27 protein-coding genes and 1 riboswitch are annotated in these 23343 nt (G+C 73.4%); of the genes, 10 read left to right on the forward strand and 17 right to left on the reverse strand.

All coding sequences use genetic code 11. The features are described 5' to 3' along the window. Positions 1-23 precede the first annotated feature (23 nt). From ACN6LM_RS07460 to ACN6LM_RS07470, 3 genes are all read right to left on the reverse strand, one after another. Positions 24-1097 (reverse strand): prenyltransferase/squalene oxidase repeat-containing protein, encoded by a 1074-nt coding sequence (locus tag ACN6LM_RS07460; RefSeq protein WP_445064469.1) that lies wholly within the window; start codon positions 1095-1097, stop codon positions 24-26. Then, positions 1094-1846, reverse strand: a complete 753-nt coding sequence (locus tag ACN6LM_RS07465; RefSeq protein ID WP_445064470.1) for a class I SAM-dependent methyltransferase — start codon at positions 1844-1846, stop codon at positions 1094-1096. Before ACN6LM_RS07465 ends, ACN6LM_RS07460 begins: the two co-directional genes overlap by 4 nt. A 68-nt stretch (positions 1847-1914) precedes the next feature. Next, positions 1915-3246 (reverse strand): glycosyltransferase family 4 protein, encoded by a 1332-nt coding sequence (locus ACN6LM_RS07470; protein ID WP_445064471.1) that lies wholly within the window; start codon positions 3244-3246, stop codon positions 1915-1917. A gap of 176 nt (positions 3247-3422) precedes the next feature. Here ACN6LM_RS07470 and ACN6LM_RS07475 point away from each other — a divergent pair, with 176 nt between their 5' ends. The 7 genes from ACN6LM_RS07475 to ACN6LM_RS07505 all read left to right on the forward strand — a co-directional run bounded on the left by ACN6LM_RS07475 (position 3423) and on the right by ACN6LM_RS07505 (position 9829). Next, entirely contained in the window at positions 3423-4022 is a 600-nt protein-coding gene (locus ACN6LM_RS07475; protein WP_445064472.1) for a TetR family transcriptional regulator, read from the forward strand. Between the two features lie 126 nt (positions 4023-4148). Further along, on the forward strand, positions 4149-5396 hold the full coding sequence (locus tag ACN6LM_RS07480) for a substrate-binding domain-containing protein (RefSeq protein ID WP_445064473.1): 1248 nt from the start codon (positions 4149-4151) through the stop codon (positions 5394-5396). Positions 5397-5399: 3 nt separating this feature from the next. Further along, the gene (locus tag ACN6LM_RS07485) at positions 5400-6191 is read left to right on the forward strand and encodes an ABC transporter ATP-binding protein (protein WP_445064474.1); all 792 of its coding nucleotides are present in this window, start codon (positions 5400-5402) and stop codon (positions 6189-6191) included. Beyond that, positions 6188-6934, forward strand: coding sequence for an ABC transporter ATP-binding protein (locus ACN6LM_RS07490; protein ID WP_445064475.1), 747 nt, complete (start codon positions 6188-6190; stop codon positions 6932-6934). Before ACN6LM_RS07485 ends, ACN6LM_RS07490 begins: the two co-directional genes overlap by 4 nt. Then, on the forward strand, positions 6934-7821 hold the full coding sequence (locus tag ACN6LM_RS07495) for a branched-chain amino acid ABC transporter permease (RefSeq protein WP_445064476.1): 888 nt from the start codon (positions 6934-6936) through the stop codon (positions 7819-7821). The genes ACN6LM_RS07490 and ACN6LM_RS07495 overlap by 1 nt, the downstream gene beginning before the upstream one ends. Next, on the forward strand, positions 7818-8933 hold the full coding sequence (locus ACN6LM_RS07500; RefSeq protein WP_445064477.1) for a branched-chain amino acid ABC transporter permease: 1116 nt from the start codon (positions 7818-7820) through the stop codon (positions 8931-8933). Before ACN6LM_RS07495 ends, ACN6LM_RS07500 begins: the two co-directional genes overlap by 4 nt. Further along, on the forward strand, positions 8930-9829 hold the full coding sequence (locus ACN6LM_RS07505; RefSeq protein WP_445064478.1) for an alpha/beta fold hydrolase: 900 nt from the start codon (positions 8930-8932) through the stop codon (positions 9827-9829). The genes ACN6LM_RS07500 and ACN6LM_RS07505 overlap by 4 nt, the downstream gene beginning before the upstream one ends. 71 nt (positions 9830-9900) lie before the next feature. On the opposite strand, the gene ACN6LM_RS07510 is transcribed toward ACN6LM_RS07505, so the two are convergent. The 12 genes from ACN6LM_RS07510 to ACN6LM_RS07565 all read right to left on the reverse strand — a co-directional run bounded on the left by ACN6LM_RS07510 (position 9901) and on the right by ACN6LM_RS07565 (position 17473). Next, positions 9901-10365 (reverse strand): hypothetical protein, encoded by a 465-nt coding sequence (locus tag ACN6LM_RS07510; RefSeq protein WP_445064479.1) that lies wholly within the window; start codon positions 10363-10365, stop codon positions 9901-9903. 51 nt (positions 10366-10416) lie between these two features. Further along, positions 10417-10827, reverse strand: a complete 411-nt coding sequence (locus tag ACN6LM_RS07515; RefSeq protein WP_445064480.1) for a gas vesicle protein K — start codon at positions 10825-10827, stop codon at positions 10417-10419. A 55-nt stretch (positions 10828-10882) separates the two neighbouring features. Beyond that, the gene (locus ACN6LM_RS07520) at positions 10883-11095 is read right to left on the reverse strand and encodes a gas vesicle protein (protein ID WP_445064481.1); all 213 of its coding nucleotides are present in this window, start codon (positions 11093-11095) and stop codon (positions 10883-10885) included. Further along, positions 11092-11913 (reverse strand): GvpL/GvpF family gas vesicle protein, encoded by an 822-nt coding sequence (locus ACN6LM_RS07525; protein WP_445064482.1) that lies wholly within the window; start codon positions 11911-11913, stop codon positions 11092-11094. The genes ACN6LM_RS07520 and ACN6LM_RS07525 overlap by 4 nt, the downstream gene beginning before the upstream one ends. Then, positions 11910-12341 carry a gas vesicle protein gene (locus ACN6LM_RS07530; protein ID WP_445064484.1) on the reverse strand — a complete coding sequence of 144 codons (432 nt, stop codon included), beginning with the start codon at positions 12339-12341 and terminating at the stop codon, positions 11910-11912. The genes ACN6LM_RS07525 and ACN6LM_RS07530 overlap by 4 nt, the downstream gene beginning before the upstream one ends. Before the next feature lie 53 nt (positions 12342-12394). Further along, positions 12395-13606, reverse strand: a complete 1212-nt coding sequence (locus ACN6LM_RS07535; RefSeq protein ID WP_445064485.1) for an SRPBCC family protein — start codon at positions 13604-13606, stop codon at positions 12395-12397. Next, the gene (locus tag ACN6LM_RS07540; protein WP_445064486.1) at positions 13599-14198 is read right to left on the reverse strand and encodes a hypothetical protein; all 600 of its coding nucleotides are present in this window, start codon (positions 14196-14198) and stop codon (positions 13599-13601) included. Before ACN6LM_RS07540 ends, ACN6LM_RS07535 begins: the two co-directional genes overlap by 8 nt. A gap of 49 nt (positions 14199-14247) precedes the next feature. Beyond that, positions 14248-14505 (reverse strand): gas vesicle protein GvpG, encoded by a 258-nt coding sequence (locus ACN6LM_RS07545; protein ID WP_445064487.1) that lies wholly within the window; start codon positions 14503-14505, stop codon positions 14248-14250. Positions 14506-14552: 47 nt separating this feature from the next. Beyond that, positions 14553-15263, reverse strand: a complete 711-nt coding sequence (locus ACN6LM_RS07550; protein WP_445064488.1) for a GvpL/GvpF family gas vesicle protein — start codon at positions 15261-15263, stop codon at positions 14553-14555. A 5-nt stretch (positions 15264-15268) separates the two neighbouring features. Then, positions 15269-15706 carry a gas vesicle structural protein GvpA gene (locus ACN6LM_RS07555; protein WP_445064489.1) on the reverse strand — a complete coding sequence of 146 codons (438 nt, stop codon included), beginning with the start codon at positions 15704-15706 and terminating at the stop codon, positions 15269-15271. 45 nt (positions 15707-15751) lie between these two features. Beyond that, positions 15752-16051: a gas vesicle protein GvpO gene (locus ACN6LM_RS07560; RefSeq protein WP_445064534.1), complete on the reverse strand. Its 300-nt coding sequence runs from the start codon at positions 16049-16051 to the stop codon at positions 15752-15754. A 174-nt stretch (positions 16052-16225) separates the two neighbouring features. Beyond that, a complete protein-coding gene (locus ACN6LM_RS07565) occupies positions 16226-17473 on the reverse strand; it encodes an extracellular catalytic domain type 1 short-chain-length polyhydroxyalkanoate depolymerase (protein ID WP_445064490.1) in 1248 nt (415 codons plus the stop codon). A 274-nt stretch (positions 17474-17747) separates the two neighbouring features. Here ACN6LM_RS07565 and ACN6LM_RS07570 point away from each other — a divergent pair, with 274 nt between their 5' ends. The 3 genes from ACN6LM_RS07570 to ACN6LM_RS07580 are packed head-to-tail and all read left to right on the forward strand — an operon-like array spanning position 17748 to position 21753. Continuing rightward, positions 17748-18566, forward strand: coding sequence for a 3-hydroxybutyrate dehydrogenase (locus tag ACN6LM_RS07570; RefSeq protein ID WP_445064491.1), 819 nt, complete (start codon positions 17748-17750; stop codon positions 18564-18566). A gap of 35 nt (positions 18567-18601) precedes the next feature. Next, positions 18602-20605 carry a helix-turn-helix domain-containing protein gene (locus ACN6LM_RS07575; RefSeq protein WP_445064492.1) on the forward strand — a complete coding sequence of 668 codons (2004 nt, stop codon included), beginning with the start codon at positions 18602-18604 and terminating at the stop codon, positions 20603-20605. Then, a complete protein-coding gene (locus tag ACN6LM_RS07580) occupies positions 20602-21753 on the forward strand; it encodes a winged helix DNA-binding domain-containing protein (RefSeq protein WP_445064493.1) in 1152 nt (383 codons plus the stop codon). The genes ACN6LM_RS07575 and ACN6LM_RS07580 overlap by 4 nt, the downstream gene beginning before the upstream one ends. Positions 21754-21818: 65 nt before the next feature. Here the strand turns inward: ACN6LM_RS07580 and ACN6LM_RS07585 are convergent, their stop codons facing one another. Both ACN6LM_RS07585 and ACN6LM_RS07590 read right to left on the reverse strand, forming a co-directional pair. Further along, a complete protein-coding gene (locus ACN6LM_RS07585; protein ID WP_445064494.1) occupies positions 21819-22313 on the reverse strand; it encodes a DUF3291 domain-containing protein in 495 nt (164 codons plus the stop codon). A 48-nt stretch (positions 22314-22361) separates the two neighbouring features. Beyond that, positions 22362-23000: a helix-turn-helix transcriptional regulator gene (locus ACN6LM_RS07590; RefSeq protein ID WP_445064495.1), complete on the reverse strand. Its 639-nt coding sequence runs from the start codon at positions 22998-23000 to the stop codon at positions 22362-22364. Between the two features lie 194 nt (positions 23001-23194). Continuing rightward, a riboswitch (cobalamin riboswitch) is annotated at positions 23195-23265 on the forward strand. The last annotated feature ends 78 nt before the right edge of the window (positions 23266-23343 follow it).

Below are 23343 nucleotides of genomic sequence, written 5' to 3' on the forward strand. Positions count from 1 at the left end.
TCGGCACGACACCCCCTGAGCGCTCAGCCGCAGCAGTCCGGCTCCAGCCCCCTCGGGAGCCGGTCCCCGCCGAACACGGCGGTGGTCGCCTCGTCCCCTCCGAGCGCGGCCACCGCCAGCAGCAGTGAACCGGCCGTCCAGGAGGTGCGCTCCTCGGGCCAGAAGGCGCGGTTCCCCTCGAAGACGTAACCCGTCCAGTACATGCCGTCCTCGGCCCGCAGGTGCTGGACGGACTGGAGGATGTCGAGCGCCCGGTCGGACTCGCCCATCACCCAGAGGGCGAGGGCGAGTTCGCAGCTCTCGCCGCCGGTCACCCAGGGGTTGGGCAGCACGCAGCGCACCCCGAGGCCGGGGACGACGAAGCGGTCCCAGCCCTCGTCGATGCGCTCCTTGGCCGCCGCGCCCGTGACGGCGCCGCCGAGGACCGGGTAGTACCAGTCCATCGAGTAGCGGCTCTTGTCGAGGAAGCGCTCCGGGTGGCTGCGGATCGCGTGGCCCAGGGCGCCGGTCGCCAGCTCCCAGTCGGGCTGGGGCTCCTCGCGGCGTTCGGCGATGGCGAGCGCGCAGCGCAGGGCCTGGTGGACCGAGGACGAGCCGGTGAGCAGCGCGTCCGTCACCGCCGTGCCGTCCGCCTCCCGCTTCCAGCCGATCTGGCCGCCGGGCTGCTGGAGGCGCAGGACGAACTCGACGGCCGCGTAGACCGTGGGCCACATCCGGTCCACGAAGGCGTCGTCGCCGGTGGCCAGGTAGTGGTGCCAGACACCGACGGCCACGTAGGCGCAGAAGTTGGTCTCCCGGCTCCGGTCGGTCGGCTGCCCGGCGTCCCCGTCGTGGTAGGCGGCGTACCAGGAGCCGTCCGCGTTCTGGTGGCGGGCCAGCCACTCGTACGCGCGTTCCGCGGCGGTGTGCTCGCCGGCCGCGTCCAGGGCCATGGCGGCCTCGGTGTGGTCCCACGGGTCGAGGTGGTGGCCGCGGAACCACGGGATCGCGCCGTCCGGACGCTGCACGGCGCCCAGCGCGGCGACGGTCTCGGTGGCCTGCGCGGCGGTGAGGACTCCGGGCAGGACGAGGTGTTCGGTCCGCTCGGGAAGACTCACGCCTCGGCCTCGGCCTCGGCGGCTGCGGCGAGGGGCAGGTGCGGCTTGGTCGCGTAGGCCACGAAGCTCTTGCCGACGACCGGGTTGAGCAGCTGCTCGGCGACCCGGGTCAGGGCGGGCTTCTTCATGATGTCCCAGACCAGGAGCTTGTGGTACGCCTTCACCGGCAGCGCCTTGTCGTTGTCGACACCGAACGCGCACTTGAGCCACCAGTACGGGGAGTGCAGCGCGTGCGCGTGGTGGGTGCCGTACGGCTTGAGGCCGGCGCCGCGCATCTTGCCGAGGAGTTCGTCGGCCTTGTAGATGCGGATGTGGCCGCCCTCGACCTCGTGGTACGCGTCGGAGAGGGTCCAGCAGACCTTCTCGGGGCCGTAGCGCGGGACCGTGACGGCGATCCGGCCGCCGGGCCTGAGGACCCGGACCATCTCGGCGAGCACGCCCTTGTCGTCGGGGATGTGCTCCATGACCTCGGAGATGATCACCACGTCGAAGGACTCGTCGGGGAAGGGCAGGTTGAGCGCGTCGCCCTCCATCGCGGTGGCGGTGGCGCCCTCCGGGGCCTCCCCCGCCTCCTTCATCGCGGCGAACCACTTCGCGACCTCGCGGATCTCCTCGCCGTTCCGGTCGAGGGCCACCACCTGGGCGCCGCGCCGGTAGCACTCGAAGGCGTGGCGTCCGGCGCCGCACCCCAGGTCGAGCACGCGGTCGCCTGCGGCGAGCGGGAAGCGGGTGAAGTCCACGGTCAGCACGAGTGCCTGCTTTCGCGGTCGGGGGTGGGTCGGGGAACGGGATCAGGGGCCCGGCGGAAGGTCCGGGGTCACCGCCGGCCGCCGGGGCCGGTGGCGGCGCGGGCGGCGATCGCCTGCCGGTACAGCTCGGCGGTGCCGATCGCGGCCTGCTTCCAGGTGAACCGGGCGAGCACCCGCTCGCGGCCGGCCGCGCCGAGCCGGGCGCGCAGCTCCGCGTCGCCGAGCAGCCGGCCGAGCGCGTCGGCGAGGGCTCCCGGGTCGCCGGGCGGGACCGCGAGGCAGGTCTCCCCGTCGGGGCCCGCGACCTCCGGGATCGCGCCGCCGGTCGTCGCGACGAGCGGGGTGCCGGTGGCCATGGCCTCGGCGGCGGGCAGCGAGAACCCCTCGTACAGCGAGGGGACGCAGGCGGTCTGCGCGCCGCGCACCAGGTCGACCAGCTCGGCGTCGCTGATGCCCTTGACGAACTCGACGGCGTCCGCGAGGCCGTGCCGCTCGATGGCCCGGGCCACCGGCCCGTCCTCGGCGCGCTTGCCGACGACGACGAGGTGGGCGGCGGGGTTGCCGGTACGGAGCTTGGCCAGCGCCTCCACGAGGTGGACGAGGCCCTTGAGCGGGACGTCGGCGCTCGATGTGGTGACGATGCGGCCCGGGACCTCGGGGACCGAGGGGTCGGGCGACCACAGATCGGTGTCGGCGCCGATGTGGACGACCCGGATACGGCGTGGGTCGACGCCGAGGTGGTCCACGATCTCCTGCTTGGAGGAGCCGGAGACGGTGAGCACCGACGGCAGCCGGCGCGCGACCCGCTTCTGCATCCGGGTGAACCCGTACCAGCGGCGCACGGAGGCCCGGCGGCGCCGGCTCGTCGCGGCGTCCAGGTCGAGCTGCCGGTCGACGGTGATGGGGTGGTGGATCGTGGTGACCAGGGGCGCGCCGAGGTCGGCGAGGAGCCCGTAGCCGAGGGTCTGGTTGTCGTGGACGACGTCGAACTCGCCGCGCCGGGCGGCGAGGTGGCGCCGGGCCCGCAGGCTGAAGGTGAGCGGTTCGGGGAAGCCGCCGGTCCACATGGTGGCGACCTCGGCGGCGTCGATCCAGTCCCGGTACTCGCCGCGGCTCGGGGTGCGGAACGGGTCGGGCTGCCGGTACAGGTCGAGGCTGGGCAGTTCGGTGAGCGGGACGCCCTCGTCGAGGACCGGGTAGGGCTGGGCGCCGATGACTTCGACGCGGTGGCCGAGGCGGGCGAGCTCGCGGGCGAGGTGCCGTACGTAGACGCCCTGGCCGCCGCAGAAGGGGTTGCCCTTGTAGGTGAGGAGCGCGATGCGCAGGGGTCCGTCGCCGGGGCCCGTGCCCGGTGCGGCGACGCCCGTACGGGGGCCCGACTCAACGGCCTCAGCGGTCACACTCGGCCCCCTTCTCACTGCGTGTTCGCCGGAGCGTAACCGCTCGCGCTAATCTAGAACAAGTTTCAGACTGGGTAGTTCAATGAGCTACGAATCTACCGGCAGGTAGCTTCGACGCAACGGCCGGATCGGGTGATTCACGCCACGGCACACACCCTGGCCACGGGACGGGACACATGACAGCGGAAGCCGGACCGGCATCGCCGCCCCTGACGGAACGCCAGGAGGCCCGTCGCCGCCGCATCCTGCGGGCCACCGCCGAGCTGGCCGGCCGGGGCGGTTTCGAGGCCGTCCAGATGCGCGAGGTGGCGGAGGCCGCCGAGGTCGCTCTCGGCACCCTGTACCGGTACTTCCCGTCCAAGGTCCACCTCCTCGTCGCCACCCTGCACGACCGGCTCCAGCACCTGCGCACCGCCCTCCGCGAGCGCCCCCCGGCCGGGGACGACGCGGCCGCCCGGGTCGCCGGGACGCTGCTGCGGGCCTTCCGCGCGATGCGGCGTGAACCGCAGCTGGCGGACGCCATGATGCGCGCGCTGACCTTCGCGGACCGGGGCGCGAACAGCGAGGTCGACGCGGTCTCACGGCTCACGACGGCGATCATCCTGGACGCGCTGGGCACCGGCCACCCGACGCCGGGACAGCTGTCCGCCGTGCGGGTGATCGAGTACACCTGGCACTCCGCGCTGATCACCTGGCTCTCCGGCCGGACCTCGGTCGCCCAGGTGCGCACGGACATCGAGACGGTGTGCCGGCTGGTCGGCCCGGCGGCCCCCTGACCTCCTGCCATGTGCGGCGCCCACACGCCCCGGGGGCGAGGTGGGGTGCCCTGCACCATGTCGACGGCGGCGCGGTGTCCATACGGTTCGGCGACATCACAGGAACACGCCGAGGAGCCGGTCACCATGCCCCGCAGCCGTACCGCCAGCAGAGCCCGCAGATCCCTCAGTGACATCCGTACCGTCGCCGTCCTGGCCGCAGCCGGCCTGGTGCTGACGGGCTGTACCGCCGCAGGGAAGGCGGGCGGCTCCGACTCCGCGAAGACCGGCGGCGACGCGGCCGTCAAGGTCGGCCTGGTGTACTCCAGGACGGGGCTCCTCGCCGACTACGGCAAGCAGTACCGGGACGGCTTCATGGCCGGTCTCGACTACGCCACCAAGGGCACCCGCAAGGTCGCCGGACACCGCATCGAGGTCACCGAGCAGGACGACGCGGGCGACCCGGGCAAGGCGGTCTCCGCCGCGAAGAACCTCATCGGCAAGGGCTACAAGGTACTGGCCGGCACCACCGATTCCGGCGTCGCGCTCCAGATGGCCCCGCTCGCCGCGCAGAACAAGGTGCTGTACGTCAGCGGGCCGGCCGCCACCGACGCGGTGACCGGGATCAACGACTACACCTTCCGCTCCGGCCGCCAGTCCTACCAGGACATCCTGACGGCCGGCACGATGCTCGGCGACGCCAAGGGCAAGAAGGTCACGGTGCTCGCCCAGGACTCCACCTTCGGCCAGGCCAACGTGGCCGCCGTGAAGGCTGTCCTCGGCGGGAAGGGCGCGAAGGTCGGCTCGGTGCTGGCGCCGCCGAGCGCGACGGACCTGACACCGTTCGCCCGGCAGGTCGAGGCGGGCGGCCCCGACCTGGTCTTCGTCGCCTGGGCCGGCTCCACCGCACCGGCGCTGTGGACCGCGCTCGACCAGCAGGGCGTGCTCGGCGCGAGCAAGGTCGTCACCGGCCTGGCCGGCACCGCCTCGTACCCGGTCTTCGGGGCCGCCGGATCCAAGGTGTCGTTCCTGGCGCACTACTTCCCGGGCGCGGGCGGCGGCAACCCCGTGGAGAAGGCGATGCTGGACGCGGTGGAGAAGGACGGCGGCAGGCCCGACCTGTTCACCCCGGACGGCTTCACGGCCGCCCAGATGATCGTGCACGCCGTCGAGAAGGGCGGCGCCACCGACACCGCCGCGATGGTGAAGGCCCTGGAGGGCTGGAGCTTCGACGGGGTCAAGGGACCGACCCGGGTGCGCGGCGAGGACCACGCGCTGCTCCAGCCGATGTTCGTGGCCAAGCTGGACGGCAAGGGCAAGACCGCCGAGCCGAAGCTGCTGGACACCGAGCAGCTGGACGCCGTCGCGCCGCCCGTGAAGCCCGCGGCGGGCTGAACCGTGACCGCAGCACCCCACCCCCTGGGGCAGGCGGGCCCGGCGGACCGTGAGGCGCCCGTGCTCCGGCTGGACGGCCTCGGCTGGAGCGTCGGCGGCGCCACCATCGTCCAGGACGTCTCCCTGAGCGTCCGCGAGGGCGAGTTCCTGGCCTTCATCGGGCCCAACGGAGCGGGCAAGACCTCCCTGTTCAACCTGATCAGCGGGCTGAACCTGCCGACCGCCGGGCGGATCGAGCTGGACGGCGCCGAGATGACGGACCGGCCCGCGCACGTCCGGGCCCGGCGCGGCGTCGGCCGGACCTTCCAGACGTCGAGCCTGTGGCCCGCGATGACCGTCGCCGACCACGTCCGGCTCGCCGCGCAGGCGGCCCGGGGCGGCTCGTACCGGCTGTGGCGGCGGGCCGACCCGTACACCGCCGAAGTGGCCGGTGTCCTGGAACGCACCGGGCTCGGCCACCGGGCCGGCGCCACCGCGGGCGAGCTGTCGCACGGCGAGAAGCGGAAGCTGGAGCTGGCCGTGCTGCTGGTGGGCGAGCCGCGGCTGATGCTGCTCGACGAGCCGATGGCCGGGGTGAGCGCCGAGGAGGTCCCCGCCCTGACCGAGCTCATCCGCACCCTGCACCGCGAGGAGGGGCGCACGGTCCTCATGGTCGAACACCACATGGACGTCCTGCTCGGCCTCGCCGACCGCCTCGCCGTGATGCACCACGGCCGGCTGCTCGCCCTGGACACCCCGGAGGCGGTCACCGCCGACCCGGTCGTGCAGCAGGCGTACCTCGGGGAGGGACTGTGACGGAGCGACCCCTGCTGGACGTACGGGATCTGCGGGTCCTGATCGGCGGCCGGCACATCCTGCACGGCGTCGACCTCGACGTCACCGCGCACGGCGTCACCGCGCTCCTCGGGCGCAACGGTGCCGGGAAGACCACCACGGTCCGGGGCATCCTCGGGCTCGTCCCGCGCGCCGGGAGCGTCCGGCTCGACGGCGAGGAGACCGTGGGCCTGCCCACGCACGCCCTGGTCCGGCGCGGCATCGGCTACGCCCCCGAGGACCGGGGCGTCTTCGCCGGGCTGACCGTCGCGGAGAACCTGCGGCTCGCCGAGCGGCGCGGCGCGGGCGACCCGGCGTACGGCCTGGTCCACGAACTCTTCCCGGAACTCAAGCAGCGGGCCCGGCAGTTGGCCGGGACACTGTCGGGCGGCCAGCAGCAGATGGTGGCCATCGGGCGGACCCTGCTCAACACCAACCGGCTGATCATCGCGGACGAACCGACGAAGGGCCTGGCGCCGAAGGTCGTCACCGAGGTGGCCCACGTGCTGGAGCGGGCCGCCGAGGCGGTGCCGGTGCTCCTCGTGGAGCAGAACCTCGCCGTGGTGCGCCGGCTGGCCGGGCACTGCGTGGTCCTGGCCGACGGCCGTACCGCCCACCGGGGCCCGGCCGCCGAGCTGCTGGGCGACGCGGAGGCGGCCCGCACGCTGCTCGGTGTGGGCCACGGCCCGGTCACCGCACACCCCTCCGTGAAGGCGGATTCCTGATGTCCACCCTCGTCCTGCTCACCATGACCGGCCTCGGTCTGGGGGCCCTCTACTTCCTCGTCGCGTCCGGACTCTCGCTGATCTTCGGGCTGATGGACGTGCTCAACTTCGCGCACGGGGCGCTGCTGTCCATCGGCGCGTACGGCACCTGGTGGGCCGCCTCCGGGAATCTCCCCGGCGCGGGCCCCGGCGGCGCCGGCTTCGCGCTCGCGGTCCTGTTCGGTACGGCGGTGGGCACCGCGGCCGCCGTGCTCCTCGAACTCGCGGTCGTCCGCCCGCTCTACACCCGGCCGCGCGAGCAGGTGCTCGCCACGGTCGGGGTGGGGCTCGCGGTGCCCGCGCTGCTCTCCGGAATCTGGGGCTCGGACGCCCACACCTTCCCCGGGCCCGAGGCGCTGTCCGGCACCTTCGGGCTGCTGGGCGCGCAGGTCCCGGTCAACCGGCTGGTCCTGGTGGGCGCGGCGGTCGTGGTGCTGGTGGCGCTGCGGCTGTTCCTGGGGCGGACCCGGCACGGCCTGGTCGTCCGGGCGGGGGTGGAGGACCGGGCGATGGTCACCGCGCTCGGCGTCGACGTCCGCAAGGCGTTCACGCTGGTCTTCGCGATCGGCGGCTGTGCGGCGGCGCTGGGCGGGGCGCTCGGCGGGCTGTACTCCGGCTCGGTCGACCCGCGCCAGGGCACCTCGCTGCTGATCTTCGCGTTCGTCGTCGTGGTCACCGGCGGCATGGGCTCGGTGACGGGCGCCGCCGTGGCGTCGGTGGTCATCGGCCTGGTCCAGCAGTTCGCCAACTACTACACCGCAGCGGGGCTCGGCGACCTGGCCGTCGTCGTCCTGCTCGCCGTGCTGCTGCTGATCCGGCCGCGCGGACTGACGGGGAGGCTCGCGTGAGCACCGCCACCGACACACCCGACCGCACCACGGGGCGCGCCGCCCCCGGACCGGCCCCCGCCGGGCGCTTCCGCCCGCTGCGCTGGTGGCCCGCCGCCGTCCTGCTCGTCCTGGCCGTCGCCCCGTTCAGCGCGGTGCCGGTGCCGGGGCTGCTCGACGGGCCGCTGGGCTCGGCGGGCAGTCTGCAACTCCTGGCGACCTGCCTGCTGTTCGGGGCCCTGGCGACCGGTTACGACCTGCTGCTCGGGCGGACCGGGCTGCTCTCCTTCGGCCACGCCCTGTACTTCGCGGCGGGCAGTTACGCCACCAACCTGTTCCTGCTCGAGGCGGGGCTGCCGTTCGCGCTCGCCACGGTCCTCGGGCTGCTCTTCGGGACCGCGCTCGCCCTGGCCCTGGGGTCGGTGAGCATGCGCGTGACCGGAATCGGCTTCTCCATGGTGACCCTGGCCTTCGCCCAGGCGGGTTCGATCCTGGTGTCACGCGACCCCGGTGGAGTCACGGGCGGCGAGGAGGGCCGGGCGGCCCCGTCCGACCTGCTGCCGTCCTCGCTGGTCGGCATCGACAACACCGCCAACCTGTACTGGATCGCGCTGGCCTACCTGGTCCTGACCCTGGGCGTCGTGCACTGGGCGGTGCGCTCCCCCACCGGCCGGGTCTGGGAGGGCATCAAGGAGAACGAGCGCCGGGTGGAGGTCCTGGGCCTGAAGCCGTACGGGTTCAAGCTGACGGCCTTCGTCGTCGCGGGGGCGCTCGCGGCGCTGGGCGGGATCGTGCACCTGCTGCTGACGGGCGGCTCGACCCCGCAGACGACCACCTCCGACTTCACGCTGTCGCTGCTGGTGATGGTGGTGCTCGGCGGCTCGGGCACCCGGTGGGGCCCGATGGTCGGCGGCATCCTCTACACCTGGGCCGATCACCGGCTCGGCGATCTCGCCGGGTCGGGCGCCGTCGCGGACCTGCCGGCGGTCCTGCGCGTACCGCTGTCTCAGCCGCTGTTCCTGCTGGGCGTGCTGTTCGTGGCCGTGGTACATCTGCTGCCCGGCGGCCTGGCCCGGTTGCCGTCCCGGCTGAGGGCAGCAGCCTCGAACCGTAAGGAGACCGGAGTCAGTTGAGCCAGCTCGCGGAGTACGAAGAGATCGAGGTCCCGGTGCGCGGGGGCTCCCTGGCGGCCCTGCGCTGGCCGGCCGCCGACCCGGAGGCCCCGGTCGTGGTGGCGCTGCACGGCATCACCTCCAACGCCCTGTCCTGGGCCGCGGTGGCCCGGCTGCTGGCCGGCCGGGCCACCCTGGTCGCCCCGGATCTGCGCGGCCGGGCCGGGAGCGCGCACCTGCCGGGCCCCTACGGGATCGCGGCGCACACCGATGACATCGCCGCGCTGACCGAGGCCCTGGGCCGGGACCGGGTGGTCCTCGCGGGCCACTCGATGGGCGCGTTCGTGGCGGCCCTCGCGGCGGTGCGCCACCCGGACCGCTTCGGACCGCTGCTCCTCGTGGACGGCGGCGTCGGCTTCCCCGCCCCGACGCACCTGACGCCCGACGAGCTGATGACGGCGGTGATCGGCCCGGCGATGGACCGGCTGTCGATGACCTTCCCGGACCGGGCCGCGTACCGGGCGTTCTGGCAGGCGCATCCGGCGTTCGCCGGGGCGTGGTCGGAGGAGGTGGACGCGTACATCCAGCGCGACCTGACGGGCGAGGAGCCGGAGCTGCGCTCGTCCTGCCGGATCGAGGCGATCCGCACGGACGGGGTCGGCCTGTTCGACGAGGAGGTCCTGTCGGCGGTGCGGAAGCTGCCCGCCGAAGCGACGCTGCTGTGGGCCGCGCGCGGGCTGATGGACGAGGAGCAGGGCCTGTACGACGAGGGCCGGCTGGCCGCCGCCGGACTGGACGGGACCCGGGTGGAGCCGGTCGCGGTGAAGGACGTGAACCACTACACGGTCCTGACCGGCGACCGGGGCGCACGCGAAGTGGCCGACCGCCTGGCGACCCTCGCGCGTACGGGCCGCTGACACGCCTCAGGGGCCGGTCCCGTGGCGGTACCACGAGGCCGGCCCCTGAAGCGGGCCGCGCGCCGGCGGGATCAGATCCTGCCGTTCGCCAGCCGGGTCAGCGGGCCCGTGCGCGGCTTGGCGGTCGCGCGTCCGGTCGCGAAGGCCACCCCGACGATGCTCACCACGCTCACGGCGGCGCCGGCGGCTATCGCCTTCCTGAGCTTGATGGCGGTCCAGGCGGTGGTGGCCGCGCTCCCGACCCTGGCCACGTTGGCCGTCACCACCTGCCGGCCGTTCTGGAGACCGGAGACGGCCGCCTGACCGGCGCGCTGGGTGAGCCCCCCGGCCTCGCCCGCGGTGTCCGCGGCCGAGTCCGTGGCCTTCGCTGCCGCGGTCTTCGCCTTGGCGGCCGTGGACTTGGCCCCGTCGGCCGTGGACTTCGCCTGCCCGCCACCGGTGCCGGCCGTCCTTCTCGCCGCACCGGTCGTCCTGCGGGCAGCGGTGGTCCGCGCCTTGCTCCCAGTGGAATTCTTGGTTTCCTTTTCAGCGGTCATGGCGTCCTCCTTGCCTCGGGTGTCGTGTCAAAACCTGGGTGCGCGGCCCTCTCATGCGCCGTTGTGGGGCAGCAGGGAGCCGAGCGGCCCCAGGTCGAGATTGAGATCGTCCATCGTCAGGTCGTACCGGTCGCACAGTTCGGTCATGCGCTCGTGCAGGATCATCAGCGTCATCCCGACCCGCTCCTCCTGATGTTCGGACAGGTCCCCCTGGTCGACGCGGTGGAGGGCCGTGCGCTCCATGAGCTGGCGCAGCAGTTCGACGATGGTGAGCACCAGCTTCATGAGATCCCGCTCGACGGTGTCCGGGTCGGTCTCCAGCCTCCGCGCACCGGCCGGAGCGGGGCCGTCGTCCGGATGCGCGGGGCTGAGCCCGAACGACCGAGCCGCCGCCTCCGCCACGGCTTCGGCCACGGCGGCGGGGGGAGCGGGTGCGCCGCGTTCGCCGTCGCGCTCGGTCATGCCGTCCTCCTCCTCGTCCGGATGATGGGGCGGAACGCCCCGGGGGGCCATGGGCTCACCACGGCGCCGGCTCCTCGCCGGTGATCGACCGGATCACCGCCCGCAGGTTGATGTGGACGAGATCGACGTCGGCGATGGACAGGACCAGATCGCCGGTGAGCACCGCCCCGCCGTTCAGGAGGCGGTCCAGGAGGTCGATCAGCGCGACGGGCGGGCCCTCCCGGGACTCGGACGGGCCGAGCACGCTCCCGACGAGGTCCGCGCTCACGGCCCCTCACCGCCGTCCGAATCCACCGGGGTGGCGAACGAGTAGGGCGCCCAGGGCCCCGTCACCTCGACCGACACCCCGGGGACGCCGTCGGCCAGGCCGGTGAGCGTCCGGCGCAGTTCCTCGGTGCGTGCCCGGGGGACGAGATACGCCTCGTTGGCCACGTTCACGCCGGAGTGGGAGGCCAGCTGCCCCTGCTGCGGGCGGTGGACCACGCGCGAGGCGACGACGTCCCGGGTCAGCTCCCCGGCGCGGACGACCAGATCGGACGCGGCCCGGTAGGCGTCCTGGTCCCTGCGCCGCGTCGCCCGGCGCTGCTGCAGATAGGCCCGTCCTGGGCCGGCTCCGGCCGACGTCACGGCGGCCGGAGCCGGCGCCTCGGCGGTCCGGGGATCGGCGTAGACCTTCATCCCGAGCTCGACGTGCCCCTCCAGCCGGCCCAGCAGGCCCTCGAAGTCGCCGCGTCGCCGGAGCAGCATGTCGGCGACCCGGGCGTCGTCCAGGTAGACCGTGGCCAGCCGCATCGGCAGCACCGAGGTCTCGGCGAACGCGCCGTCCACCACGGCGTGATGGGCCCGGGCGAGCGTTTCGAGCCGTGCCAGGTCCTCCAGCTGTGCGGACAGGCCCTGCGCTCCGAAGGTGTCCGCCGGTACCCGGGAGACGAGTGCGCAGAGCCCGCCCGCGGTCACCGGGTACAGGGGGCGGCCGTCCACGCCCGGCAGGCGGGAGGCGAGTCCGTGGAGTGCGGGGCCCTCCCGCCCGACCGCGTAGACATAGGTCAGCCGTGCGCCGTCGGGCGTCTCCGTCCGGGTGCTCATCGTTCTTCCTCCTCCGTGGCCCGGGCCTGCTCCTCCTGAGAGCCGCCCCCCGCCTCGGGGAGCCCGGCGGCCGACCGCAGCCGGGCCAGCTCGGCCCGCAGCCGGTCGTTCTCCTCGGCCAGGGCGTCGCTCCCCGGGCGCGCCTCGCTCTCGCGTGCGGGACGGGCCCGTGAGGAGAGCGAGGGATCGTGCTCCCACCAGTCGATGCCCATTTCCTTGGCCTTGTCGACCGAGGCGACGAGCAGGCGGAGTTTGATGGTGAGCAGCTCGATGTCGAGCAGATTGATCTGGATGTCGCCCGCGATGACGACGCCCTTGTCCAGCACCCTTTCCAGGATGTCGGCGAGGTTGGCCGACGAGCCCTGCCCGTACGCCGGGGAGCTCCCCCTCGGTGGGGCCGGCAGCCGGCCGGCGAGTGAATCGGACACGGTCTCTCACACCTTTCAAGGGTGTCGGTAGGGGGGCCTGGGCACGGCCCGGGTCAGCGGCGTGCGGTGGCCGTCCGGCGGCGGGAGCGGCGGGCCGGCCGGGGCTCCTCTTCCTCCTCCGGCTCCTCTTCCTCCTCCGGCTGCTCTTCGGCGTCCTCGTCCACGGGCTCGTCCTCCGGACCGGCCTCGTCCTCCGGCTCCTCGAACTCGTCCGCCGGCTCGTCGTCCTCCGGCTCCTCGTCCTCCGGACCGGCCTCGTCCTCCGGCTCCTCGAACTCCTCGGCCGGCTCCTCGCCGTCGTCCTCGTCCTCGGCCTCGTCCTGGTCGGCGTACTCGTCGTCCAGCGGCTCTTCCTCGCCGTCCTCGGCCCCGTCCGCCTCTTCGTCGCGGGCGTCCTCGGCCTCGACGTCCTGGTCGGCGCGCGCCTCTTCCTCCTCGACCGCCTCGTCGTGGCTGACGACGACCTCGCCGTCGCGGATCTCGCCGCGCCAGCCGTCGGTCGCCTCACCGCGCATCATGAGGAACTTGCGGTAGAGCTTCAGATCGAGCCGGGCACGGCGGCCCTGGGCGCGCCAGATGTTGCCGGTCTTCTCGAACAGCCCCTTGGGGAAGTACTCGAGGACCAGCAGGACGCGGGTCAGATCGTCGGTGATCGCGTGGAAGGTGACGACACCCTTGACGGTGCCCTTGGCACCCTCGGTGGTCCAGGTGATGCGTTCGTCCGGCACCTGCTCGGTGACGTTCGCCTTCCAGCTGCGGGTGGACTTGGCGACCTTGACCTTCCAGTTGCTGGTGGTGTCGTCGGCCTTCTCCACGCTCACGACGCCCTTGGCGAACGTGCTGAACTCCTGGAACTGGGTCCACTGGTCGTACGCCTCGCGGACGGGCACGCCGACATCGATGTCCTCGACGACGGTGACGCTCTTCGACTTCCCTCCGCCGGACTTGCGCCCCTTGCCGAACAACCCCTTGACCTTGTCCTTCACCTTGTCCTTGAGATGGGAGGCGCCCACGCCGATCGCCGCCTGGGCGGGCGACTTGCCGTCCTTGAGGGCCTGTCCGCCCTTGGCGAGGCCCTTCAGAGCGCCGCTCCCGCTGCCGGGGTCCGCGAGTTTGGCGACCGATTCCCCGAGCCGGTGGCCCAGTTGGGTCACCGTGTGCTCGGCGCGGGCCCGCACGTAGTTCTGCAGTTCTTCCTTGAGCCGTTCGGCGGCCGGGCTCTTGACGACCTCGTCCTTGATGCCCTTGATCGCGGAGTCAGGCATCGTCGCCTCCCCGGGCCTTGCGGGTGCGGGAGGACGCGGCCTTGGCGGCACCGCCCGCGCGCTTGCGGGCGGGGGCGGCGGCCTTGCCCGCGCTCCCCGACCGGCCGGCGCCCGACGCGGGCCGGCTCTTCGGGGCGGCCTTCCTGGCGCCCGAGGCGGCGGACTTGCGGGTGGAGGAACGCCGGTTCTGCTTCTCGTCGCGGTCCGTTTCGGCCCCGTCGTCGGAGCCCGCCGCGTCCTCGGCGTCCTCGGTGCCCTCGGCGTCCTCGACCGGCTCCTCGTCCTCGGAGGCGGGGCCCGCCTCCAGCGACTGGGTGCGCCGTTGCAGCGATTCGGCCAGGTGCCCGGCCCGCTGGGTGACGGCCTTGGTGGCCGCCGTCCTCGTGGCCTCCACCAGCTCCTTGCGGACCTGGTCGTTGAGCGGGCCCAGGGCGGGCGAGTCGGCCAGCATCCGGCCGATGCGCCTCGGGTCGAGGTCGAACTTCTTGCCGAGGAGGAACATGCCGAACCCCACGGCGAGTTTGGCCTTCTTGGTACGCCCGAGCAGGTAACCCCCTACCAGGGCCGCGCCTATCTTGGCGTTCTTCGTCATCTGGAATACACCTCGGATCTCTCCCGGTCGTGTGTGGTCCGGTCGCCGGTCATGACGTATGCCGTGCGCCGTTGCGGTACTGCTCGATCTCGTCGAGCCGGTCGAGCAGTTCGTCCTCGCGCCGGTCGAACTCCTCGGCCCCGATGAGCCCGCTGTTCAGCTCCTGTTCCAGCTGTGCGAGCAGGGCCCGAACCGGTTCGGGGTCGTAGTACTCCTCCTCGGCCGCGTGGACGACCTGGTCGAGGACCCACACCGTCCCCCGGACGGGAGCCAGCGGCAGGGTCAGCAGTTGCGTGATGAGTCCCATGCCGGCCGATCACCTCCGCTCCTGGGCCGGACGGGCCGCGGCGGCCGTCAGACGAAGCTGTACGGCGGAAGCGGGCCCGTGAGGGTGTACGCGTAGGCGTCGCCCCGCGTGTCGGCCTCACGCCGGACCGCCTCCACGAAGGCGTCCGCCTCCGCCCGGGGCACGAGGAAGGACAGGTTCAGAAAGTGCTGGGGGGCCGGTTCCGCGGAGGAGCTGCGGGTGGCGGCGGCCGCCAGACGGCCGGCCACCTCCTCGGCCTCCCTGGCGTGACGGGCGCTCACCTCGTGGGCCACCAGTTCGCCGAGCGCGAGCTGGTCGTCCCGGCTGCCCTGGGTGCGGGCCCGCTCGTTGAGGCGCCGTATCTCGTCGGATTCGGCCATGATCTCCCGCAGGAGGTCGTCCTCGTCCCGGCCGGCCTTCAGGTTGTACTCGACCTGGCCGTCCAGTTCCGCGAGCCGCTCCCCGTAGGCGTCGGCCTCCCGTTCCAGGGCCGCGGTGACCTCCTCGTCGCCCGGCCCCACCAGGCCGAAGCGCATCGGCAGGGTCGCACCCTTCTCCATCAGAGCCTCCAGGACGCCCTGATGGGCCAGGACGTCCCGGCGCTTCGCGCGCAGCCCCGGAGGGGCGTCGCTGACCACCGCGGCCAGGCGGTCGGTGCGCAGGATCCGCAGCTCCGCGGGCGGGTCACCGACCCCGTGCAGGCCGTCCAGCGGCAACGGGTGGCCGGCGCCGGTGATGGCGTAGATGTACGTGGACACTGCTGCTACTCCTCGCGTCGCTGGGTCTGCCGGCTGGACGTCGACTTGCGGGCGGGCCGCTTGCGCGGCTCCTCCTCGGGCTCCTCGCGCTTGCCCTGCAACGATTCGCTGAACGCCTCGACGGCTCCGGTCAGCGCGCCCTTGGACTTCCCCTTGGCGCCGTTCTCCGTCATGTCGCCGACCAGGTCGGTGAGCTGGCTCGGGGCCTTGCGGCCGGATTCGAGATCCAGCCGGTTGCACGCCTCGGCGAACCGCAGATAGGTGTCGACACTGGCGACCACCACGCGGACGTCGATTTTGAGGATTTCGATGCCCACCAGGGAGACGCGGACGAAAGCGTCGATGACCAGGCCGCGGTCGAGTATGAGCTCGAGAACGTCGTAGAGATTGCCCGAGCCGCCACCCCCGCCGGACGTCGCATTGCTCTGCTGCACGAGTGTCATGGGAACTCCTTTCGGTGATCCTTTTTCGTTCGACGACGAAGTTCCTCAGCGGCGGTCGATCTGCCCCCGGGCATACCGCTGCACGCGTTCGTAGGACATGAGCCGCCCCTGGCGGTCGAGCAGCACCCGGTAGGAGGCCAGCACACTCATCGTGTCCGGCACCCTCTCCAGCTCGACCACTTCGACATCCGCCGACCAGCCGTCCTCGGTGGCTTTCACCGCGGAGACCGAATCGGGCTCGCACTGAAGCATTTCCGAGAGCTGTGCGGCTGCCTGCCGCATCGCGGTGAGCGCGTCGACTCGCTTTTCGTCCTGACCGTTTCCGGTGTCCTTTTCGGTACTCATCCTTCCCCTGTCGCCGGGGAGCGCCGCTGCCTGTCCGGCCTCCGTCGTCATGGCTTCCGTTCGCATGCCCATGCATTCCGGAGGCATGCGTCGCGGGGCGGGAATGACGACGACGCGGGTTTTTCCGCGGCCGCCGGTCCGGGCGGCCGCGGAAAAACCGCGTCGTCGTGGCGTTCAGCCGGTGCAGCCGCTGTCCGCGATCACGAAGTACCCGGTGGGCGACTCCTTCAGGGTGTGGCTGACGAAGACGTTGTACAGGCCCATGTTCTGGCCGGAACCGTTGGCGTAGACGTACCCGCCGGACATGTGCGCCCGGCCCGCCGTGACGTGGGCGTAGTTGGTGGCGGTGTAGCACTGCGCGGGGCCGGGGTCCCCGGGGCCCGGGTCGCCCGGGTCGTCCGGGCCGTCCGGGTCGCCCGGTTCGGTGCCGCCGTCCAGGCCCCAGAAGACGCCCGTGTAGTACGTGGAGCAGAGGGTGTCGAGGAAGTACGCGGCCGTCGAGCCGCACTGCCGGTCGCCCGAGCCGGGGCTGACGGGCAGGCCGTGGCCCATGCCGGAGACCGAGTACATCTCCACGGCCGGCCGGCCGGAGGCGTCGTTGTAGACGGTGCGCGTGGTGCTGCCGGGGAGGCTGTCCGTGGACGACGGGGTCTGGCCGATGCCCCACACATCGGTCCACTGGTCGCGCAGGGCCGTGGCGTTGGCCGGGTGAACCGTGTAGTCCGAGGTGCCCTGCCAGATCGCGACCCGGGGCCACGGACCGTTGTATCCGGGGTACGCGGCACGGACCTTGTCGCCCCACTGGGCGGGCGTCAGCTTCTGCGGGCCCGTCTGGCAGCCGGAGGCGGCGGCCTGGCTCGTCGCGCACTGGGCGGGCAGCCCGGAGGCCACCGAACCGCCGGCGAAGACGTCCGGGTAGGCGGCGAGCAGGTCGGCGGTCATCCCGCCGCCCGCCGAGAGCCCGGTGACGTACACCCGGTCCGCGTCGGAGCCGTAGGTCTTCTTCGCGTAGTCGACCATCTGCACGATCGACGCGGCCTCGCCCCTGCCCCGGGTGTCCTCGGCCGGGTCGAACCAGCCGAAGCAGGACAGCGCGTTGTTCGCCGAGGTGGTCTGCGGGAAGACGACGGCGAAGCCCCACTCGTCGGCGTACCGGGGCCAGCCGGAGTTGGCGTAGTAGGCGTTCGCGGTCTGCGTGCAGCCGTGCAGGGCGACGACCACGGGGGCGTTCGCGGGGAGTCCTGCCGGGGTGTACGCGTACATCTGGAGGTTGCCGGGGTTGGAGCCGAAGCCGGTCACCTGCTGGAGGCCGGCAGCGGCGGCGGGCTGCGCGGTGGTGACGCTCAGCGTCGCCGCGAGCAGGCCGAGGACGGCCGTCGCCGCGATGCGGCGGAGGAGGCGTTTCAGGATCGGTGGGCGCACGGGTGCTCTCTCCCTGCCGTGGGGGTACGGGTCGCTGCCGGAACCTATGAGCGGCACCGGCCCCCGCCCATGGGACCGGTGGCCACACCCCGGGCCCCGCTGTGTGCCCCGACGCCCTTGCGCGCCGGGGTGGCGGCGACGGGCTCCCGGCGGCGGCCCCCGTGCGGCGGCCGCACGGGGGCCCGCACCATGTACGCCCGCACCATGCCCCGGTACGCGGGTGTGTGCACCGGCGCCGTGTGACGCGGGCCCGCGCGTACCTACGGTGACCGCCATGGAGACTTCCCGCAGACCGGTTCACCAGCCCGCCGCCCCCGCGCCCGGCGGCCCCGCGCAGCCGCCCGCAGAACCCGTCCTGGCCGGGCGCACCGCACTGGTCACCGGGGCCGCGAGCGGCATCGGGCTGGCCTGTGCCCGGGCGCTCGCCGAAGCGGGCGCCCATGTGCACGTCGTGGACCGGGCCGGGGAGGCCGCCGAGCGCCTGGCGGACGAGCTGGGCGGGACGCCCTGGGTGGTGGACCTGTCCGAGCCGGACGTCGTGGACACGCTGCCCGCCGATGTGGACGTGGTGGTCAACAACGCGGGCATCCAGCACGTGGCGCCGGTGCACGCGTTCCCGCCGGACCGGTTCGCCCTGATCCAGCGCGTGATGGTGGAGACCCCGTTCCGCGTCTTGCGCCGGACCCTGCCGGGCATGTACGAACGCGGCTGGGGGCGCGTGGTCAACATCTCGTCGGTGCACGGGCTGCGCGCGAGCCCGTACAAGTCGGCCTATGTGACGGCCAAGCACGCACTGGAGGGGCTGAGCAAGGTGGTCGCGCTCGAAGCGGCGGAACACGGGGTGACCAGCAACTGCGTCTGCCCCGGGTACGTGCGCACGCCGCTGGTGGAGAACCAGATCGCCGACCAGGCCCGCACGCACGGCATCTCCGAGGAGGAGGTGGTGGGGCGGGTCATGCTGGAGCGCAGCGCGGTCAAACGGCTGATCGAGCCCGCGGACGTGGCCGAGGCGGTCCTGTGGCTGTGCGGTCCGCGCACCGGGCACATCACCGGCTCCTCGCTCTCCATGGACGGCGGCTGGACCGCGAACTGACCCGCCACCCCGACCCTCGAGGAACCCCGGACGCCATGCCTGAACCGCTCCCCTCCGCCGCGCCCCACCTCCGGCGCCTGTTCGGCCTGCTGGCCGACGACGCCCCGGCCGAGGCGCTGGGGGCGGTCTCCTCGCAGGCGCGGGCGGAGGGGGTGCCCGCCGAGGAGCTGGCCGAGGTGGAGCGGGCGACGGCGACGGCGCTGCGGATCAGGAGCGCGCTGCGCCAGCACCGGCGGCGCGAGGCCCAGCTGACCGCGCTGTTCGACACGGCGGGGGACCTGGCGGCCTCCCGGGACCTGGACGACGTGCTGAAGGCGATCGTGCGGCGGGCCAGGATGCTGCTGGGCACGGACACCGCGTATCTGACCCTCCCCGACGAGGGGGCCGGGGACACCTACATGCGGGTCACCGACGGCTCGGTCTCGGTGCTCTTCCAGCGGCTGCGGCTGGAACTCGGCGAGGGCCTGGGGGGTCTGGTGGCCCAGACGGCGAGCCCCTACGCGACACCGGACTACCGCACCGACGACCGCTTCCGCCACACCCGCAACATCAACGCCGGGGTCCTCGACGAGGGCCTGGTCGCGATCCTCGGCGTGCCGCTGCTGCTGGGGTCGAGCCGGGGCGGTACGGGCAAGGTGATCGGGGTCCTGTTCGCGGCGGACCGCTCGCCCCGGGTCTTCAGCCCCGACGAGGTGGCGCTGCTCTGCTCGCTCGCGGCGCACGCGGCGATCGCCATCGACACGGCCCGCGCGCTCGCCGACACCACGGCGGCGCTGGCCGAACTGGCCGAGGCGAACGCGGAGCTGGCCGAGGCCAACGCCTCCGTGCGGGCGCACTCGGCGGCCATGGCCCGGGCCGAGGAGTCGCACGACCGGCTCACCGACCTGGTGCTGCGCGGCCGGGACGTCAAGGACGTGGCGGCGGCGGTCGCCGGGCTGCTCGGCTCGCCGCTGACCATTCACGACCCGGGCGGCCGCCCGCTGGCCGCCGTCCGTCCGGACGGTACGGGCTTCGCCGCCGACAGCATGGACGCCGGCTGGCTGGCGGAGGCGGCCGAGGAGTCGCGTACGGGGGCGCGGGCGGTGCACCGCGACGGGCGGGTGGTGTGCGCGGTGCTGGCCGGGCAGGAGCTGCTGGCCGGGCTCGTCCTGCACCGGGGCCGCCCGCTGGACGACTCGGACCGGCGGCTGTTCGAGCGGTCGGCGGTGGTGACGGGGCTGCTGTTGCTGCTGCGGCGCACGGTGGCCGAGACGGAGAACCGGATACGCGGTGAGCTGATCGCGGACCTGTTGTCGGACCCGGCCCGTGACCCGGCGGGGCTGGCCGAGCGGGGCCGCCGCCTCGGCATCGACCTGGACCGCCCGCATCTGCTGCTGGTGGCGGAGTCCGGGGCACGCGAACGGCTGGCCCCGGCCGCGATGCGATTCCTGTTCGGCGGTGAGCACCAGGGCGTGAGCGCCGAACACGCGGGCACGGTGGTGCTGTTGACGGAGGACACCGGCACGGGTGCGGCTGCGGCGGCCCGGGCGGCGGCGGCCCAGCTGGGGCAGCTGGCCCAGGCACCCGTCACGGTGGCCGCCGCCGGCCCGGCGCGGGGCCCCGGGGGGCTGGCCGCCGCCCATGCGGAGGCGGCGCGCTGTCTGCGGGCGATGCGGGTGCTGGGGCGGACGGGCGAGGGCGCGTGCGTGGAGGAGCTGGGGTTCCTGGGCGTGGTGCTGGGCAACGCGCAGGACGTGGACGGCTTCGTGGCGGCGACGCTGGGGCCGCTGCTGGAGTACGACGCCCAGCGCGGCACGCATCTGGTGCGGACGCTGAGCGCGTACTTCGGCGCGGGCGGCAGCCTGATCCGGGCCAAGGACGAACTGCACGTGCACGTGAACACGGTGGTGCAGCGCCTGGACCGCATCCAGGTGCTGCTGGGCCGCGACTGGAACGAACCGGACCGGGCGCTGGAACTGCAACTCGCGCTGCGGCTGCACCGGTTGTCGGGACCTCGCAGGCCATGCGGCCGCTCCGACGGGCAGAATCCCGGACCATGACGATCACCGCGCGCGCCCTCAACCGGGCCACCCTCAGCCGTCAACTGCTGCTGGCCCGTGAGCCGCTGACCGCTGCCGAGGGGGTGCGGCGGGTGGTCGCGCTCCAGGCCCAGAACCCGGCCTCGCCGTACATCGCCCTGTGGAACCGGCTCTCGGGCTTCGCCCCCGAAGCGCTCGACGCGGCCTTCGCCGAGCGGTCGGTGGTGAAGGGGACACTCATGCGGATCACGCTGCACGCGGTGCACGCCGAGGACTACCCGGCGTTCCGGGCGGCGATGCAGCCGGTGCTGTACGGCTCACGGCTCGGCCACCGGTTCACCGCGTCGGGGCTCAGCGCGGCCGAGGGCGAGGAGCTGGCGGCGGAGGTCGTGGAGTTCGCCCGTACGCCGAGGACGTCGGCGGAGATCCGGTCCTGGCTGGTGGAGCGGTTCGGCGCGGAGCGCAGGGACGCGGCGTGGTGGGGCATGAAGACGTACGCCCCGCTCCACCACGTCCCGACCGGCCCGCCGTGGTCCTTCGGCACGCGCGCCTCGTTCGTCGCGGCGGGCACCGGTCCCGTCCCCCGGGGCCGGGCGGTGGACCGGGCGGCGCTGCGCACGCTGATCCTGCGCTATCTGGCCGGTTTCGGCCCGGCGTCGGTCGCGGACGTGGCGCAGTTCTCGATGGTGGGGCGGGCTCCGGTCCGGGCGGAGCTGACGGCCATGGCGGACGAGGTGGAGCGGCTTCGAGGGCCGGCCGGGGAGGTGCTGTTCGACCTCCCGGGCGCCTCCCGGCCGGACCCCGGCACCCCGGCCCCGTCCCGGCTCATGGCGATGTGGGACTCCACGCTGCTGGCGTACGCGGACCGGGCCCGGGTGATACCGCCGGAGTACCGCCCGCTGGTGATCCGGCGCAACGGGGACGTACTGCCGACCCTGCTGGTGGACGGCTTCGTCGCGGGCGTGTGGCGGCCGACGGCCGAGGGGGTCGAGGCCACGGCGTTCCATCCGCTGCCGTCCGCGGTCTGGGACGAACTGGGCGCGGAGGCTGCGGCGTTGACCGCGTTCCTGGGTGACCGCGAGCGGGTGGTCTACAACCGCTACCACCACTGGTGGGCGAAGCTCCCGGACGCGGATGTGCGGATGCTCCAGGGCGTGTTTCGAAAGTAGCGCCGTCTTTCGAAAGTAGCGCCGTCCGCCCGGAGGCCGGACAGGCGGGACTTTCGAAACACGCCCTAGTGACCTGAGTCAGAGATTCGGTGGCAGTGGGCGGGCGTGGGCGGCGGCGGGTGCGGGGCGCGGAAGGTGAAGGCGTCGGGGGTGTCGCCCTTCGCGCGGAGCAGGGCGACACGGTCCATCGCCTCCTCGACGCTCGGCCGGTGGCCGGCCGGGACCCACCACAGGGCCGCGTGGTGGTCGGCGAGGCGCTCGAACCACTCGCGGCGGCGGGCCAGGACCCTGAGGTGATCGCTGCGGTACACGTACGCCTTCAGCGCGTCGACCGATTCCCAGACCGAGCAGTTGATCAGGAAGAGGTCGTCCGCGCGATCGGGGCGCAGGCTCGTGGCGTCGGCGCCCTCGTCGTCCACCATCCGCCAGACGAAGCCGGGCGCGTGGTCGGCGAGGGCGTTGATCTCGGGGAGTTGCGCGACGAAGTCGGCGAGCTGGGGGCTGTCGAGCGGGGCGAGGAGGCGCCCGACGTTGACCTGGGCAAGGTGGAAGTCGTTCACGGGCCCCAGCATGGCCGGGTGAACGTTCTAAAGTCAATGGATTCCTTTTTAGACTTCGCCGGCCTCCTCCGGCCCCTCGATCGCGACGCAACACCCTTCCGGCAGCGGGTCCATGGCGGCGCTCCAGCCCTCGGCGAGCAGCCCTTGGACGCCCGCGAGGTTCATCCCGCAGACCAGAGCCGGGAATTGCTCCGCCAGCGCGTGGAACGGGCAGTTGTTGAGGCGGAGTTTCCCGCAGTCCCAGTACGGCTCGTAGCCGCGCTCGCGCAGCGCCTCCACGGGGTCCGCCGCACCCGCCGCCTCGCCGGCCGCCCGCGCCGCCGCCTGCAGCTCGGCGTCGAGCCCGGCCCGTTCGACCACCTCGGCGAGCAGCCGGCTCACGGTGTCGTAGGAACGCGGCGGTACGGAGACGGTGTGCTCGCCGTCCGCCCGCCGGTACAGCTTGGAGGGCCGCCCGGCACCGGGTCCGGTGCGGCCGGAGAGCCGGCGGAAGGTGGTCTCCAGAAGCCCGGCGTCCACGAGCTTGTCCAGGTGGAAGGCGGCCACGGAGCGCGTCACCCCCACCGCGTCGGCGGCGGCGTCCCGGGTGACGTCGCCCGGGGCGGCGGCCACGTGTCGGTACAGCCCGCGGCGTACGGGGTCCCCGAGAACCGCCAGCGCGTCCAGGGCGGCGTCGTCACTGCTCACGGGCCCGAGTCTAGGCGGCCGCGCGGCACCGCTGCCGGGGCGGAGCTCCGGCTCCGGGAACAGTGGGGTCTCCCCCGCCCGAACGAAGTCGGGAGCTTGGGGACGGGCGGGGGAACAGGCCCGCCGCAGGCGCACCCCCACGGCCCCGCGCCCCCGCCCGCTAGACTGTGCGAGTCGTCATCATGCCCGTTCAGGGGGAAGCCGGTGCGAATCCGGCACTGACCCGCAGCCGTGGACCGCCGTGAAGGCGGAAGTCGGAATGCCCTGTCCGAGTCGTGACCGGCTCACGCCGTCGGGGCCCCCGGCGGCCGGCCCCGTCGAGGTAAACGGAGCCGGAGCCTGG

The organism is Streptomyces sp. SAS_281 (assembly GCF_052542855.1).